15 protein-coding genes are annotated in these 15,472 nt (G+C 65.9%); 5 read left to right on the top strand and 10 right to left on the bottom strand.

Annotated elements, in window-relative coordinates:
• Positions 1-40: 40 nt before the first annotated feature.
• Positions 41-1,258: a cation:proton antiporter gene (locus tag NG900_RS14365; RefSeq protein ID WP_252681499.1), complete on the bottom strand. Its 1,218-nt coding sequence runs from the start codon at positions 1,256-1,258 to the stop codon at positions 41-43.
• Between the two features lie 260 nt (positions 1,259-1,518).
• On the opposite strand from NG900_RS14365, the gene NG900_RS14360 reads away from it, so the two are divergent.
• From NG900_RS14360 to NG900_RS14345, 4 genes are read left to right on the top strand one after another with little or no spacing between them, the layout of a single operon-like run.
• Positions 1,519-2,283, top strand: coding sequence for a CoA transferase subunit A (locus tag NG900_RS14360; RefSeq protein WP_252681496.1), 765 nt, complete (start codon positions 1,519-1,521; stop codon positions 2,281-2,283).
• 37 nt (positions 2,284-2,320) lie between these two features.
• Entirely contained in the window at positions 2,321-2,995 is a 675-nt protein-coding gene (locus NG900_RS14355; RefSeq protein ID WP_252681493.1) for a 3-oxoacid CoA-transferase subunit B, read from the top strand.
• A gap of 23 nt (positions 2,996-3,018) precedes the next feature.
• Positions 3,019-3,654, top strand: coding sequence for a 2-hydroxychromene-2-carboxylate isomerase (locus NG900_RS14350; protein WP_252681490.1), 636 nt, complete (start codon positions 3,019-3,021; stop codon positions 3,652-3,654).
• Complete coding sequence (locus NG900_RS14345; protein WP_252681487.1) at positions 3,647-4,366, top strand: Crp/Fnr family transcriptional regulator; 720 nt, start codon at positions 3,647-3,649, stop codon at positions 4,364-4,366. Before NG900_RS14350 ends, NG900_RS14345 begins: the two co-directional genes overlap by 8 nt.
• Here the strand turns inward: NG900_RS14345 and NG900_RS14340 are convergent.
• Together NG900_RS14340 and NG900_RS14335 are read right to left on the bottom strand one after the other, a co-directional pair.
• Entirely contained in the window at positions 4,354-5,142 is a 789-nt protein-coding gene (locus tag NG900_RS14340) for an alpha/beta fold hydrolase (protein WP_420804153.1), read from the bottom strand. The genes NG900_RS14345 and NG900_RS14340 overlap by 13 nt on opposite strands.
• Positions 5,143-5,189: 47 nt before the next feature.
• Entirely contained in the window at positions 5,190-5,411 is a 222-nt protein-coding gene (locus NG900_RS14335) for a hypothetical protein (protein ID WP_252681484.1), read from the bottom strand.
• Positions 5,412-5,730: 319 nt separating this feature from the next.
• Here NG900_RS14335 and NG900_RS14330 point away from each other — a divergent pair, with 319 nt between their 5' ends.
• On the top strand, positions 5,731-6,774 hold the full coding sequence (locus NG900_RS14330) for an alpha/beta fold hydrolase (protein ID WP_252681481.1): 1,044 nt from the start codon (positions 5,731-5,733) through the stop codon (positions 6,772-6,774).
• A 9-nt stretch (positions 6,775-6,783) separates the two neighbouring features.
• On the opposite strand, the gene NG900_RS14325 is transcribed toward NG900_RS14330, so the two are convergent.
• The 7 genes from NG900_RS14325 to NG900_RS14295 all read right to left on the bottom strand — a co-directional run bounded on the left by NG900_RS14325 (position 6,784) and on the right by NG900_RS14295 (position 15,411).
• Entirely contained in the window at positions 6,784-7,737 is a 954-nt protein-coding gene (locus NG900_RS14325) for an AEC family transporter (RefSeq protein WP_252681479.1), read from the bottom strand.
• A 173-nt stretch (positions 7,738-7,910) separates the two neighbouring features.
• A complete protein-coding gene (locus tag NG900_RS14320) occupies positions 7,911-9,707 on the bottom strand; it encodes a methyl-accepting chemotaxis protein (RefSeq protein WP_252681476.1) in 1,797 nt (598 codons plus the stop codon).
• Between the two features lie 88 nt (positions 9,708-9,795).
• Entirely contained in the window at positions 9,796-10,533 is a 738-nt protein-coding gene (locus NG900_RS14315) for an aspartate/glutamate racemase family protein (protein ID WP_252681473.1), read from the bottom strand.
• Positions 10,534-10,572: 39 nt separating this feature from the next.
• Complete coding sequence (gene hydA / locus NG900_RS14310) at positions 10,573-11,988, bottom strand: dihydropyrimidinase (protein WP_252681471.1); 1,416 nt, start codon at positions 11,986-11,988, stop codon at positions 10,573-10,575.
• Between the two features lie 28 nt (positions 11,989-12,016).
• The gene (locus tag NG900_RS14305) at positions 12,017-12,745 is read right to left on the bottom strand and encodes a maleate cis-trans isomerase family protein (RefSeq protein WP_252681468.1); all 729 of its coding nucleotides are present in this window, start codon (positions 12,743-12,745) and stop codon (positions 12,017-12,019) included.
• Positions 12,746-12,820: 75 nt separating this feature from the next.
• A complete protein-coding gene (locus NG900_RS14300; protein WP_289813801.1) occupies positions 12,821-14,032 on the bottom strand; it encodes a serine hydrolase domain-containing protein in 1,212 nt (403 codons plus the stop codon).
• 71 nt (positions 14,033-14,103) lie between these two features.
• Positions 14,104-15,411: an MFS transporter gene (locus NG900_RS14295; protein ID WP_252681465.1), complete on the bottom strand. Its 1,308-nt coding sequence runs from the start codon at positions 15,409-15,411 to the stop codon at positions 14,104-14,106.
• Positions 15,412-15,472: the final 61 nt, after the last annotated feature.

Genomic DNA, 15,472 nt, shown 5'->3' with positions numbered 1-15,472 from the left:
AACACTCCTCGCTTGTGAAGCTGTTGAAAGCGTAGTCCACTCAGTCCGCCGTCGCAGGCTCTGCTGCCACCTCGCGCTTGAGGCGGTTGATCAGGGCAAACATCAGCGGGTTCAGCAGGATCGACAAAATCGCCGCCGACAGCAGCAACCCGCGCGCGCGCACCGGCAAGATCTCCAGGCCAATGCCCAGGCCGATCAGGATGAACGAAAACTCGCCGATCTGCGCAAGGCTGGCGGAAATCGTGAGCGCCGTGCGGTTGCCGTGGCCAAACGCGCGCACCACGGCAAACGCGGCCAGCGACTTGCCCACCACCACGATCAGTACCGTACCCAGCACCGCCCAGGTGTCTTCAATCAGCACGCGCGGGTCGAACAGCATGCCCACCGACACGAAGAACAGCACCGCAAAGGCATCACGCAACGGCAGGGACTCTTCCGCCGCACGTTGGCTGAATTCGGACTCGGCCAGCACCATGCCCGCAAAGAACGCACCCAGCGCGAACGACACGCCAAACAGCACCGTCGCGCCGTAGGCCACGCCCAGCGCCGTGGCCAGCACACCCAGGCGGAACAGCTCGCGGCTGCCCGTCATGACAATGCGCTCCAGCATCCATGGGATCACGCGGCGGCCCACCACCAGCATCAGCGCGGCAAAGGCCACCACTTTCGACAGCGTGATCGCCAGCACCTTGATGATGTCCCACGTGCTGACCGCCGTGCTGCCGGCGCCGCCCAGCGCGCCGGCCAGCGCCGGCAGCAGCACGAGCGTCACCACCATCACCAGGTCTTCCACGATCAGCCAGCCGACGGCGATATGGCCTTCGTGCGAGTTCTCGATGCCGCGGTCCTCCAGCGCCTTGAGCAGCACCACGGTGCTCGCCACCGACAGCGCCAGACCGAACACCAGCCCCGGGCCCCAATCCCAGCCGAGCAGCCATGCCAGGCCCATGCCCATGAGCGTGGCCAGCGCGATCTGCCCGATGGCGCCCGGGATGGCGATGGCCTTCACCGCCAGCAGCTCTTTCATCGAGAAGTGCAGGCCCACGCCAAACATGAGCAGGATTACACCCAGCTCGGCAAGTTGCGGCGCCAGGCTCTGGTCGGCCACGAAACCGGGCGTGAACGGCCCAGCCACCACGCCCGCCACCAGATAGCCCACCAGCGGCGGCAGCCGCAGGCGCTGTGCGATGGTGCCGAAGATGAAGGCCAGCACCAGGCCACCGATGATGGTCGAGATGAGCGGGGTATCGACGTGCATGCGTTCCTGTGACGTTGAGGTGGATGGAAGACGGAAGAGCGGGATGGCGCAGCAGAACAGCGGAATCGGGCCGGGCCGGCCCTGGTGCGACAACGGGGGGCACCCGTTTGTTCACTTGGCGTCACAACTATACGGGATGGTGCGCGCCGAACCTTACGAAGCAAATGTCATGCAGAAGACATCGCCGCAAAAACACCGCTCCTACACTGCGCCGCAGGCCGGCCCATCACCATGCAGCGCCGGCACCGACAGGAGACACCATGCGCTACGCCAACAAGGTCCTTTCCGTGGACGAGGCCATCGCCCACGTCCGCAGCGGCAGCCGCCTGATGCTGGGCGAATTCGTGGGCGCCGGCGAGCCGGCCTGCTGCATCGAGGCGCTGCTCGCCAGCGGCATCGACCAGCTCACGCTCATCACCAACACGCCGGGGCTGCGCGGCGGCTTTCTCAAGGCCAGGCTGTTTGCGTCGGGCCAGCTGGCCGAGTTCATCGGCACGCACGTCGGCACCACCGATGAATCGACGCAGGCCTACCTGACCGACTCCGTGCGCGTGGCCGAGTTCTTCCCGATGGGCACCTGGGCCGAGAAAGTGCGCGCGGGCGCGCTGGGCCTGGGCGGCGCGCTCGTGCCGGTAGGCGTGGGCATCCTCGACCAGCCGGGGATGTTTCCCGTACGCGGATCGCCCAAGGCAACCCTGACCGTAGACGGCATGACCTGCTTCGTGGAGCCGCCGCTGCGCGCCGACGTGTCGATCATCAAGGGCTGGCGCGCCGATACCTTCGGCAACGTGGAGTTTCGCGGCACGGCGCTGCAAAACCAGCGCGACATCGCCATGGCGGGCGACTACACCATCGTCGAGGTGAACGAGATCGTGGAGGTGGGCGCGATCCCGCCCGAGCGCGTCGGCTGCCCTGGCGTGTTCGTCAATGCGGTGGTGCAAGGCTTGTCATTGGAGGACCAGCACGCGCTCTACACGCAGCACTGGACAAAGCTCGGCCGCCTGCCCGCGGCTGCGCAAGCCTGATCGTTGATCGCTGACCGTTCGTCACAAGGAGACCGCCATGCACGCGCTGCCCGAACACCCGAAGCAACGCATCGCCGCCCGCTGCGCACTGGAACTGCACGCGGGGGAAGTCGTCAACCTCGGCCTGGGTATTCCCACGCTTACCGCCAACTATCTGGATGCCGACGCCGGCGTCATCTTCCACACCGAGAACGGCGCCTTCGGCTTTGGCGGACGCCCGGCGCTGGATGCCATCGATAGCGATATCACCAACGCAGGCTGCGAGCCGATCACGCTGCCGCCCGGCGCGGCCATCATGGACCTTGCCACGTCGCTCGGCGCCATGCGCAATGGCTATATCGACGTGACCATCCTCGGCGCCCTGCAGGTCGATGCGCTGGGCAACCTCGCCAACTGGGCGTGCGATCGCAACGGCAAGTGGTGGCCCGGCATCGGCGGGGCGATGGATCTGTGCTACGGCACGCGCAAGGTGATTGCCGCACTGGCACACACGGACAAGCACGGCAACTCGAAGATCCTGCCGCGCTGCACGTTGCCGCTCACGGGCCAGGGCTGCGTGAAAGTCATCGTGACCGAGCACGCGGTGTTTGACGTGACGGACGCGGGGCTCGTGCTGCGCGAAATCCTCTCGCATGCGACACTCGACGACATTCGCGCCATGACGGCAGCGCCCTTCACGCTGGCGCCGCTGCTGCAGATGCGTGCCGCTTGAGATCCGAGGCCCAAGGAACGTCCATGTCCACCACTGTCGATTGGTTCTTCGATGTCATCTCGCCGTTCGCCTACCTGCAGCTGGAGCAGTTCGACGCACTGCAGAAGGCCCACGACATCGTCATCCGTCCGCGTCCGCTGGTGCTCGGCGCACTGCTGCATCACTGGGGCCAGAAGGGCCCCGCCGAGATCGCGTCCAAGCGCGTGTTCACGTACCGGCATGCGCTGTTTCGCGCGCAGCAGCTGGGCATTCCGTTTCGTATGCCACCCGCGCATCCGTTCAACCCCATCAAGGCGCTGCGGCTGACGATTGCGATGGGTGGTTCACTGGACGCCGTGCGCGCCGTGTTCCGATACATCTGGCGTGACGGCAACGACGTCGCATCGCCCGAAGGCTTTGCGGCGCTGTGCAAGGCGGTGGGCGTTGCGGAAGGCGTCACGGCGGTCGACCAGCCTGCCGTGAAAGACGCCCTGCGCGCGCACACCGATGCGGCCATCGCCCTCGGCGTCTTTGGCGTGCCGACGCTGGTGCACGACGGCGCGCTGTTCTGGGGCGAGGACGCGACCGGCATGTTCCTGCAAAGCCTGCACGCCGGCTGGCTCGCTACGCCCGAGGTGCAGCGCGTGAGCACGTTGCCGGTGGGCATCCAGCGTGGCTGAACTCAATATCCACGCCCACCCCGGCAACGCGCGCCCGGGCGTCACGCGCGCGCGGCTGGCGCATATCGCCGCGTGGTCGATCGACCTGCCCGCAGACGAGGCCGACCGCGCCTGCGCCGGCATCGTCGAGAAGACCTACGCGCGCGGCGCCTGCATCTGCCCGAAGAACACGTTGCTGGAAAGCTGGACAGGCGTGGTCACGGGCCTCATCAAGATCGGCACGGTCTCGCCCGAGGGGCGCAGCGTCACGTTTACGGGCGTGCCGGCCGGCGGCTGGTTCGGCGAGGGCACGGTGCTCAAGAACGAGCCGCGCCGCTACGACATCGTCGCGCTGCGCGATACGCGCATGGCCTTCATGGACCGCGCCACCTTCATGTGGCTGGTGGAAAACAGCGTCGCCTTCAACCGCTTCCTGGTGAAGCAACTCAACGAGCGGCTCGGGCACTTCATGGCGCTGCTTGAATACGACCGCCTGCTCGAAGCCACGCCGCGACTGGCGCGCTGCATTGCGTCGCTGTTCAACCCGGTGCTCTACCCCGGCGCGGGTGATCACCTGGAGATCACGCAGGAAGAGCTCGGCCTGCTCTCGGGCATGACGCGGCAGGTGGCCAACCAATCGCTCAAGGCGCTGGAGAAGGACGGCGTGGTGCGGCTGGAATATGGCGGCGTGACAGTCGTCGACCTCAATCGGCTGCGCAGTTACGGCGCCTGACGGCGCGCCTCGACCGCCTGCACCGCGTCGAGGATCACCTTCGCCACGTCCTGAGGCCGCGACTGCTGCGGCACGTGGCTGGTCGGCAGGCTCGTCACCTGGGCACCGATCTTTTTTGCCATGGCGCGCTCCAGGTCCGGCTGGATCATCCGGTCGTGCTCGCTGACGATGAACCACGACGGCTTGCTCTGCCATGCAGCCACGGTGGTCCGCTCGCCAAATGCCGTTGCCTTGATGGGCCCCTGCGTGGCGGCCATCACGCGGGCCTGCGCGGCCGGCACGTCCTGCGCAAAATCGCTTGCCAGTGCGGCGGCGGGTAGCGAGAGATAACCGTTGGCGTCCGCCACCAGCTTGCCGATGCCCGGTGCCGGCGCGTAGCCCTTGCCCACCTCTTCCGTCGACTGGCCGGCATCGGGCGCGAAGGCCGCCACATAGACCAGGCCCGCGACCTTGCTGTCCGCGCCGGCTTCGGTGATGACCGTGCCGCCCCACGAATGCCCCACCAGCACAACCTTGCCGGTCTGGTTGCCGATGGCGCGGCGTGTGGCGGCCACGTCATCGGCCAGGGAGTTCAGCCCGTTCTGCACGGCCTGCACCTTCACGCCCTTGGCCTGCAGCAGCGGAATGACCTTGGCCCAATCGGACCCATCGGCAAAGGCGCCATGCACGATCACCACGGAAGGTGGGTCGGCGGCGGCGGGCGCTGCAAGAAGCGGCGCACTGGCGGCCATGCCAAGTGCGAGCACAGCGATGGAGGCGGATTTGCGGTTCAGCATGTCGTGTCCTTGTGATTGAGGCGGGTTCAGGTTGGGCGTACCCCGTATCAAGCGTGGGCGCCGTCGTAGTACGGGTCGGCAGTGCGGGCACCGTCCGTATAGAGGTCCGCCGAGCGGGCGCCTTCCGTATAGGCGTCCACGGCGGTCTGCACAGCGCGGGCGCCTTCGGTGTAGGGGTCACGGGCGCCGATGGACGAGGCCGCGTTTGCACCGACAGCGGCCACAGCGAGGGCAACAACAGCGAGGGTCTTGGCGAGATTGCGGGACATGATCGGTTTCCTTTCAGGAGATGGGTTGGATTGCGCGGCCGGCCGGTGCTTTGTGTTGACCTGGCGTCATGGCCACGGAATGCATTAAAGGCGGCCGACGTATCCCGCACGTAGCGACGTTCGGCCCGTTTTGTCTGGGCGTGTACCGCTGCGGCTACTTGATACATGCGCATACAAAACCCCGCCCCCGGATGCCCATTGCTACAGAGCCATACAAATCGGCGGCATCGTGAAACGGTTCGGATACATCGCGGGCGCGTAATGCAGGAAACGAGGCAAGTGCTTGCTCGTTTCCCAATCCCATATCCCGGAGAACCCCATGTCGAACGCCATCAACCTTCGCCGCCGCCGTCTTCTTGGCACCACCATCGCCAGCATTGGCGTGCTCGATCTCGGTCTGGCCGAGCTGGTGCATGCACAGCCGGCGCCGTCCAACGCGACTGCACTGCTGGGCGGTCAGGCCGATCCGTTCGGCACGCTGCATCAGATCGATGCCGGTGTCCTCAACATCGGTTATGCGGATCTGGGCCCGAAGGATGGCCCGGTGATGATCCTGCTACACGGCTGGCCGTATGACATCTACAGCTATGCAGAGGTGGCGCCGGTACTGGCGGCAGCGGGCTATCGCGTGCTGGTGCCGTACCTGCGCGGTTACGGCACGACGCGCATCCGCTCGGCGGACGCGCCGCGCAACGGGCAGCAGGCGGCGCTGGCGGCCGACATCATCGCGTTCATGGACGCGCTCAAGGTCAGGCAGGCCATCTTTGGTGGTTACGACTGGGGCGCGCGCACGGCGGACATCATCGCGGCGCTATGGCCGGAGCGCTGCCGGGCGCTGGTGTCGGTCAGCGGCTACCTGATCGGCAGCCAGGAGGCGAACCGCAAGCCGCTGCCGCCGGCCGCGGAGTTCGCGTGGTGGTACCAGTTCTATTTCACGACGGAGCGCGGCGCGCAGGGCTATGCCGCCAACTGCAAAGACTTCAACCGCCTGATCTGGAAGCTCGCCTCGCCCACGTGGAAGTTTGACGACGCCACGTACGAGCGCAGCGCCACGGCGTTCGACAACCCCGACCACGTGGCCATCGTCATCCACAACTACCGCTGGCGCCTGGGTCTGGCACAGGGCGAATCGAAGTACGACGCGCTGGAGCAACGCCTGGCCGCCGCGCCCGCGATCACCGTGCCCACCATCACCATGGAAGGCGACGCCAACGGCGCGCCGCACCCGGAACCGTCGGCCTATGCGAAGAAGTTCACGGGCAAGTATCAGCACCGGAACATCGCCGGTGGCATCGGGCACAACCTGCCGCAAGAGGCTCCGAAGGCGTTTGCGCAAGCGATGCTGGATGTGGTGCACCTCTGAGCTTCTGGCTCACAGTGTTGAAAGCAGCCCCTGAGGCAAACCATGTGTGAAGGCCAGCAGCGTCATCACGGCCGGCATGGCCGCCGCAGCCAGCACTGTTTGCGCGGCGGTAATGCCGGCCATGAGCGGCGCATCGCCGCCCAGCTGGCGCGCCATGATGTACGACGACGAGGCCGTCGGCAGCGCCTGGAACAGCAGCGCCACCATCAACGCCACGTCGGTCAACCCCATGGCATGCCCGACTGCCAGCGTGAGCGCAGGCATGGCCACGAACTTGACGACCGACGATACGGCAACGGGCTGCGCCCACGAACGCACGCCGCTGAAGTTCAGCGCGGCCCCCACGCAGAGCAGGCCCAGCGGCATCGATGCCACGCCCAGCGCGCGCACGGCGGGTTCGATCAGGGCGGGCACCTGCAAGCCGGTGGCCTGCATGCCGATCCCGACCACGCACGCCACCACGAGCGGGTTCGTCGCGATCTGGCGCAGCAGCGCCCTGCCCCCGAGCCGCACCGCGCCATAGCGCGCAAACACCAGTACGCACAGCAGGTTGACGGTGGGCACGATGGCCGCGTTGCACACGGCAGCCAGCGCAATGCCCTTCGCACCGAACATGCCCGCCGCCAGCGACACACCCACGTAGTTGTTGAAGCGCACCGCCCCCTGAAACACCGAGGTGAAGGCCGCGCCGTCCACAGGCACCCAGCGCCGCGTCCATACCAGCGCCATGGCCACGATCACGGTGGCGGCAATCAGCGTGGCCGCCAGCGGCAACACCGGCAAGGCCTGCAGGTGCGCACTCGACAAGCCGTGCATGAACAGCGCGGGCAGGAGGATGTAGTAGCAGAGTCGCTCCGCCTGCGGCCAGAACGCATCGGCAATGAAACCGGTGTGCCGGAGCCCGTAGCCAAGCGCCACCAGCAGCGCAACCGGCGCCAGCGCCAGCAGGATGGCGGCGGTCATCGCTGGGCCTCCGTACAACGGAGCGCCTCTGCAGCACACGCAAACGTACGGCGGCGGACAACCGCGACGCGCGCTCTCAGGACAAAACGCAACATGATCCAGAGCAAACATTCGATCTGGCGAGCATAGCGCATGGATCTGGCCATGCGCGCGACTGGCGCCCTTTACAGTCCTTACGCGATCCGGAATTCCGCCACGGCATCCACCAACGCATGCGCCTGCTCGTTGAGCAGCGAGAACGCAGCCGCCACCTCTTCGACCAGGGCGGCGTTCTGCTGCGTCGCCTGCTCCATCTCTTCGACGGCCTGGTTGATCTGCGCAATGCCGGTGCTCTGCTCGCCCATCGACACGTTGATCTCGCTGATGAGCGTGTTCACCTGTCCGATGCTGCCGACGATATCGGCCATGGCATCGCCTGCGGCGCGAACCCGCTCGGTGCCGGAACGCACGCTCGCATCCGACGTTTCGATCAGGGCCTTGATCTCCTTGGCGGCTTCGGCGCTGCGATGCGCAAGGCTGCGCACCTCGTTGGCGACCACCGCAAAGCCCTTGCCGTTTTCGCCGGCGCGGGCGGCTTCCACTGCCGCGTTCAACGCCAGGATGTTGGTCTGGAAGGCAATGCTCTCGATCACGCTGATGATCTCGACCACCTTTGACGACGACTCGGCAATGTCGCCCATCGTAGCCACCACGTCGGACACCACCTTGCCGCCACGCGTTGCCGCTTCACTGGCGGAGGAGGCCAGACGTGTTGCCTGCACCGTCGCTTCCGCCGATGTCCTCACCGCGCCGGTCAGTTCCGACAGCGACGCCGCGGTCTGCTGCAGGTTGCTGGCGGCAATCTCGGTGCGGCGCGACAAGTCCTGATTGCCGGCTTCGATCTCTCCCGTGGCGATCTTGATGGCATCGCTACCACCGCGAATCCGCACGAGAATGCTGCGCAGCTTTTCGGCAAAGGCGTTGAAGGACGAGGCGATGTGCGTCACCTCGTCGTTGCCGACGGCGGGCAGGCGCCGGGTGAGGTCGCCGTCGCCGGCACCGATTTCATGCATGGCATCGCGCACTGCCGAGAGCCGGCGGAACGCTTGCGCGGTGAGCATGCCGATCAGGCCGGCCGCCACCACCGCCAGCAGCACGATGGCAATGGCCGAGGCCTTGACCACGCCGCGCAACCCTGCCGTGGCTTCGGCCTTGTCCAGGGCCACCACGAGCTGCCAGTCAGTGCCACGAATCGGCTTGGCGCGCAGCAGCTTGTCTACGCCTTCCAGGTCGACTTCAAAGGGATGCGTGATATTCGCCAATGCCGCCAGGGCATCGGGGGTCAATGCCGGCGACAGCGCGGTGGCGGGCTTGCGAACAAACTTCGCTTCCGGGTGCGCGAGGATATTGCCGTCCTTGTCGACCACGAAACCGAAGCTCGCGGGTGTCGGGTGGACGGCGGCCACGACATTGCGCACGCCCTCCAGCGACACGACCGCCGACACCACACCGGCCAGTGCGCCATCGTGCAGGATCGGCGCGGTGAACGATACGAACGGCTTGCCTGTCGCCGCGTCTGCGTAAGGCTTGGTGACGATCGGCTTGGCGGCCGCGACGGTTTCCTTGTACCAGGGGCGTGCGGTGGGATCGAAATCCGCCGGCATCTGGTCTTTGCTGGACACGAAGGATTTGTCCTGCCAGCCGGCCGTGGTGATGGGGAATGCGCCGGCCTTCTGCAACTGGCGGACGATGCCGTGCGGGTCACCGGGCACGATCGCCGCGGCAGCGGCGCCCACCATGGTTTCCTTGGCGGCCACCCATTCGTCGACGGCCAGTGCATGGCCGGTCGCGATGGCGTCCAGGTTCTGTTGAATGGTCTCGAGATTGTTGTCGCGGACGATGACATAGGTGGCGCCGGCAGTCAGTGCCAGCGCCGCGACGACAATCCCCGCCGAGATCATCAGGATCTTCGCGCGCAGAGATGCGAGCATGGTAGGAGCCCCCCCGGGGTAACGGCCAACATTGCGGTTGGCCGGTTCTTCTTTTTTTTTGTTGGATGCCGCGATGTGCGGCCGGCGCTCAGGCCAGCATGGCCGCCAGTGCTGGCGGCAGGCCGCGGTTCGGCTTGTGCGGCGGGCGCGCAAAGCTGCCTTCAGCAGCGCCCGTCGGCGCCAGCGCGATCAGGCTCTCGCAATGGCGGATGGCGCTGGACACACCATCCACCACTGGCACCGGAATGCGGTCCTTGAGCGTGCGTGCCAGCCCCGCGAGCGGCGCGCCGGCCACGATGATGACGTCAGCGCCATCCTCACGCACGGCCTGCAGGCTCATCTCTTCCAGCCGTGCCGCGTGGTCTTCCTGCACGCTGCCGATATCGCGCAGCGGCTGCTGCAACGAGCGCACGCTGGCCAGTCGCGACGACAGCCCATTGGCCGCCACGCACTCGCGGTACCACGCCTGGATGCGGTTCGAGATCGCGATGATCGAAAAGCGCTGGCCGAGCAGGCACGCACTGGCGAGCGCCGCCTCTGTCATGCCGACCACCGGCACGTTGCACAGCTCCTTGATGCCGGCCAGGCCCGGATCGCCAAACGCCGCCACGACCACACCGTCGTACTGGCCCTGATGTTCAGCAACCACGCACGCGGTGGCATAGCCGCCCACCAGCGCCTCAAAGCGCGTTTCGATATAGGCCACGCCAAACGGCACCGTGGCCATGGTGAGCGTGGTACCCGGGGACACGGAGCGCTGTGCCTCCGCGTGAATCAACTCCGTCACGCTCTCGGAGATGTTGGGATTGACGACCAGAATACGCATGATGAAAACCTAAGAATCAGATGAGAGGCGCTAGAGACATCACACCAGCGACGGCGCACCTGCCGGCAGGAACTGCCCGCGCCCCGGAGCCGGTTCGAGGTACTTGCCGTTCTCGACCAGTTGCTCGCCGCGCGAGAAGCAATGCACCGGCCAGCCGGTCACTTCAATGCCTTCGTACGGCGTGTAGTCCACCGCGTGATGCAGCGCATCGTTGGTGATGCGCACGCGGCGCTCCGGATCCCACAGCGCGATGTCGGCATCGGCACCCACGGCAATGGTGCCCTTGCGCGGGTACAGGCCGTACAGGCGCGCCGGGCGATACGAGGTCAGCTCCACAAACTGATGCAGCGACAGCTTGCCCTGCGCGATGCCGTCAAACAGGAGCGGCAGGCGCGTCTCGATGCCGGGCACGCCGTTGGGAATGTGGTCGAACGGCTGGGCCTGGCCACCGAGCTTCTTGCCTTCCGGGTCGTCATAGTTGAACGGCGCGTGGTCGGAAGAGAACACGCTGAACACACCACCCGCCAGCGCGCGCCACACGGCCGCCTGGTTCTCGGGGTCGCGCGGCGGCGGGCTGCAGACGCATTTGGCGCCTTCGTAGCCGTCGTCGCCTTGCAGGCCCATGTCTTCGGCCGTCAGGTAGAGGTACTGCGGGCAGGTCTCGGCCAGGATCTGCAGGCCGCGGCTTTGCGCCCAGCGGATCTGTTCGATGGCTTCCTTGCCCGACACGTGCACGATCAGGATGGGCACGTCCACCAGTTCGGCAAACGTGATGGCGCGGTGCGTGGCTTCACGCTCCACCGCAGCCGGGCGCGACAGGCCATGGAAGCGCGGCGAGATGCGGCCCTCGCCCACCAGCTTTTCGGTCAGCCACGAAATGCAGTCGGCGTTTTCCGCATGCACCATCACCAGCGCGTTGTTCTGCTTGGCCACGTCCAGCACGTCCAGCATTTCGCGGTCCGACAGCTTCAGGTCGTCGTAGGTCATGTAGACCTTGAATGACGTGTAGCCCTTGCGGATCAGCTCCGGCAGCTCGTGCTTGAGCACTTCGGGCGTGGGGTCGGCCACGATCAGGTGGAAACCGTAGTCGGCCACCGCGCGGCCTTCTGCGCGGCGGTGATAGTCGTCCACCGCCGCCTTGAGTGAATGCCCCTTCTCCTGCGCGGCAAACGGAATGACCGTGGTGGTGCCGCCGCACACTGCGGCACGCGTGCCAGTGAAGAAGTCATCGGCCATGCGCATGCCGTCGGGCATGGGCTGGTCGAGGTGGCAATGGCCGTCGACGCCGCCGGGCAGCGCCAGCAGGCCGCTGGCATCCACTTCACGCGCGCCGCGTGGCAGCCCGCTGCCGAGCATGGCGATGCGCCCGTCGCGCACGCCGATATCGCACGTAAAGCGGTCGGAAGCGGTGACAACATCCGCGTTGCGGATCACCAGATCGAATTCGGTGGACATGCTGGGTACTCCTTGATTGCCGATTCGGTTAAACCACTTCCGCGAACAGGCGGCCCCAGCCGCGCACTTCGCGCGTGTCGACGCCGGCCAGGCGCAGCGACTTCCACACCACGGTGGAAATCGTGTCGTACACGGGGATGCCGGTCTCCGCTTCCAGCGCTTCCACCAGATGCGCCGCACGCAGGTTCGTGCAGAACGTGGTGATGGCTGCCGGTTTCTTCTGGGCCACTTCACGCACCAGGGTGCGGATGGTGTCTTCGGTCACGTCGGCAAAGCTGTGGTTCACGTGCAGATCCAGATGGCGCTCGGTCACACAGTTGAAGCCGTGGCGCGCGTAGTTCTGCACGATCAGTTGCTGCACGTCATTGAGGTACGGCGTGACGAGCGCGAAATCACGTGCGCCCGTCTTGGCCAGGATTTCGTTGAGCGCCAGCACCGATGTGGTGGCCGGAATGCCGGTGGCTTCTGTGATCTGGCGGCACAGCGCCTCGTCCTTCTCAAAACCGAGCCAGCCGGACGACGTGCCGTTCCAGGCAATCACATCAACGTGCGCGTCAGCCAGCAGCCGCGCGGCGTTGAGGATCTTTTCCAGGTCGAACTGGCCCAGCGCCTGATCGCGCAGCGAGATCTCGGTGACGGTGAAGCGCGAGAAATGCGCGCTGACATTGGGCAAGCCGCTCACCATGGCGCTGGTGATGGGTTCCAGCGCCGTGTTGGACGACGGCGTGAGCATGCCGAGTTTGATGCGTTTGGTCATGGTGTCTTCTTCGTGGTTGGCGCGGCCCTGGCGCGCGGAATGCGGCGCGCCGGGCTGCGCTCGTTGTCTTGTTGTTTACTTTTCCGGCTTGTCGTTGAAGGCCATCGCCGTCCCCGGCTTGCCATGGCTGGCATGGGCCAGCGCAAGCTCCTGCTCAAGCGCGGCCTTGCGTTCGGCATCCGGCTTGACGGTATTGCCCGCCTTCAGCGCCGGCAGCACGTAGTCGTTGACCATCGAGCGGTACAGGTTGAGGTACTTCGCATCGCGCAGGCCGCCTTCGGTCGACATGATGCTGTTCATCACGATCACGGCGTTCTGCTTGGGCAGCACGGTGATGAACTGCCCCTTGTAGCCCATCGCGCTGAACTCACGCTCGCTCTTGACGATGTTGTTGACCCAGCAATAGAAGCCGTAGTCGGGTGCCGGCCCGGACGGCGTGGTCATGCGTGCCACCCAGCTCGCGGGCACGATCTGGCGACCTTGCCACTGGCCCTGGTTCAGCATCAGCAGACCGAGCCGCGCCATGTCGATCGAGCGCAGGCGCAAGCCCCATCCGCCCGACACGGCGCCCTTGCCGTCCGCGCCGTCCCAGCGGTAGTGCTGCATGCCGAGCGGCTTGAACAGGCGGGCCTCTGCGTAGCGCTGTTCGGGCTGGCCGGTGATCTGCGAGACAGTGGCGCCCACCAGCACCGGGTTCACGTCGATGTAGTCGAACTCGGTGCCCGGCTTGACGCGCACGCTGGCCGAGGCCGCCACCTTCAGGCGGTCGGGCACGCCGTAGTACAGCGTGTCGGTGCCTTCCACCAGCTTGTACGACAGTCCGCTGGACATCGACATCAGGTCTTGCAGGCGGATGTCTTTCTTGTCAGCCAGCGACGCCGCCAGGTCCGGCCGCGCCGCGGCCAGCAGCGGCGCGGGCTTGTCCTGCGCGCCAAGCTTGCCGTCGCCCACCAGCGTTCCCACCAGCAGCGCGCTGATGAACTTGGTGACGGAGTAAAGCTCATGGTTGTAGTCGCGGCCGAGTTCGTTGCCGTAACGCTCAAAGATGACCTTGCCATCCTTGATGACGAGCAGGCTGCGTACGTCGAGCTGATCACGGCGGATCCATTGCGAGAGTTCGATCAGCTTGCGCGAATCGACACCGACGGCCTCCGGCTGCGCGGTCGGCAATTCCTGTGTGGCTTTCTGCTTGGCTGCCGGCGTGGCGGCCTGAAGCGGAGCTTGGCCGCACAGGCACAGCGCTGCAACGGCGGCTGCGCTCAGCAGATGGCGTTGGATGGTTTTCATGGATGTGTCTCCTCCGCCGCTCCGCGCTGGCTGCGCGGGCGTGGATTGTGTTGTGCGATGTGGTGTGGCGATCAGATCGGCAGCTTCTTGCTGTAGTCGATCAGCATCGTCGAGCAGATGAACAAACCGGCACCGGCAGCGGCAAACAGCATCAGCGCCATGTCGTACGAGCCCGTGGCCTGCACGATCACACCCACGATGATGGGCATGCCGATACCCGCAACGTTGCCGCCCAGGTTCATCGTGCCGCCCAGGAAACCGACGCGCTTGCGCGTGCCGAGGATCGACGGAACGCACCAGAACAGGCCGCACCAGCGCAGGAAGAACAGCGTGACCGACAGCAGCACCACAACGACGATCGGATCCTTGAAGCGTGCGACGGTGTAGATGGCGATCGTGGCAATCACCGAGGCAATGCCGAACAGCGTGCGCAGCACCTTGGCCTGCGATGCGCCAGCAGCCTTCCACTTGTCGGCCAGCCAGCCGCCGAACATTTCACCGACGAAGCCGGAGAAGAACATGATGAACACGGCGCCGCCCATCTGCTTGATGTCGAGGCCGTGCACCTTCGAGAGGTACGTCGGCATCCAGGTCAGCAGGCCGTAGAACAGGGCGTTGAAGCACATCCAGCCGAAGAACATGCCCCACACCGAGCGGTACTTGAAGAAATCCAGCACGTTGCCGCTCAGGTTGGCGGGCTCTGCTGCCAGGTCGGCAGCGTGCGCGGCCTCGATGTACGAGGCTTCAGCGTCATTGACAGACGGATGCTGGCGCGGGTGGTTACGGACATACCACCAGGCGAAGAAGCCCGCGACCATGGTGCCGATGCCAGCCACCACGAACGAGGTGCGCCACGATTGGAATTCGGTGATCAGGCCCGCAATGATGAGAGCGCCCAGTGCCGCACCCAGCGGCGCGCCGCCGTCGAGCAACGTGGCACCGCGGCCGCGCTCGTTCTGCGTCATCCAGATGGCATTGAGCTTGCCACCGGCGGGATAGATCGGCGCTTCAGCAGCACCCAGGCCCAGGCGCGTGAACATCAGCGATACCCAGCCGGTGCAGATGGCCGCGACCGCCTGGAAGAAACCCCAGCCCAGCGTGGCACCGGCAATCACGACGCGCGGGCCGAAGCGGTCGGCCAGCATGCCGCCCGGGATCTGCATGAACGCGTACGTCCAGAAAAACGAGCTCAGCAACAAGCCTTGCACTGCCGGGCCGATGTCGAACTCCTTGGCGATCAGCGGCATGGCCACTGACAGCGATGCGCGGTCGATGTAGTTGATGGAAATCAGCATCAACATCATCAAAAAGATTCTCCAGCGCACGGAGCTCTTCGTCTCCGTTAGCGCCACGGCCGGGGCCTGGCTTGCGGTTTCCATTACGCCTGTCTCCTGGTAGCCCATGAAGCCGTTTCGAAAAGCACGCCGGGCTGGCCTGGCA

This window comes from Ralstonia soli (assembly GCF_023955655.1).
Lineage (GTDB): Bacteria > Pseudomonadota > Gammaproteobacteria > Burkholderiales > Burkholderiaceae > Ralstonia > Ralstonia soli.
The sequence above is the reverse complement of the archived record's forward strand: the minus strand, read 5'-3'. Positions and strand labels throughout refer to the sequence as shown.

Coding starts and splice junctions, on each gene's coding strand:
- NG900_RS14350 (WP_252681490.1), top strand. CDS start 3,019: ATGTCCACCACTGTCGATTGGTTCTTCGATGTCATCTCGCCGTTCGCC.
- NG900_RS14315 (WP_252681473.1), bottom strand. CDS start 10,533: ATGCGTATTCTGGTCGTCAATCCCAACATCTCCGAGAGCGTGACGGAG.
- NG900_RS14365 (WP_252681499.1), bottom strand. CDS start 1,258: ATGCACGTCGATACCCCGCTCATCTCGACCATCATCGGTGGCCTGGTG.
- NG900_RS14355 (WP_252681493.1), top strand. CDS start 2,321: ATGCACGCGCTGCCCGAACACCCGAAGCAACGCATCGCCGCCCGCTGC.
- NG900_RS14305 (WP_252681468.1), bottom strand. CDS start 12,745: ATGACCAAACGCATCAAACTCGGCATGCTCACGCCGTCGTCCAACACG.
- NG900_RS14335 (WP_252681484.1), bottom strand. CDS start 5,411: ATGTCCCGCAATCTCGCCAAGACCCTCGCTGTTGTTGCCCTCGCTGTG.
- NG900_RS14300 (WP_289813801.1), bottom strand. CDS start 14,032: ATGAAAACCATCCAACGCCATCTGCTGAGCGCAGCCGCCGTTGCAGCG.
- NG900_RS14330 (WP_252681481.1), top strand. CDS start 5,731: ATGTCGAACGCCATCAACCTTCGCCGCCGCCGTCTTCTTGGCACCACC.
- NG900_RS14295 (WP_252681465.1), bottom strand. CDS start 15,411: ATGGAAACCGCAAGCCAGGCCCCGGCCGTGGCGCTAACGGAGACGAAG.
- NG900_RS14360 (WP_252681496.1), top strand. CDS start 1,519: ATGCGCTACGCCAACAAGGTCCTTTCCGTGGACGAGGCCATCGCCCAC.
- NG900_RS14325 (WP_252681479.1), bottom strand. CDS start 7,737: ATGACCGCCGCCATCCTGCTGGCGCTGGCGCCGGTTGCGCTGCTGGTG.
- NG900_RS14320 (WP_252681476.1), bottom strand. CDS start 9,707: ATGCTCGCATCTCTGCGCGCGAAGATCCTGATGATCTCGGCGGGGATT.
- NG900_RS14340 (WP_420804153.1), bottom strand. CDS start 5,142: ATGCTGAACCGCAAATCCGCCTCCATCGCTGTGCTCGCACTTGGCATG.
- hydA (WP_252681471.1), bottom strand. CDS start 11,988: ATGTCCACCGAATTCGATCTGGTGATCCGCAACGCGGATGTTGTCACC.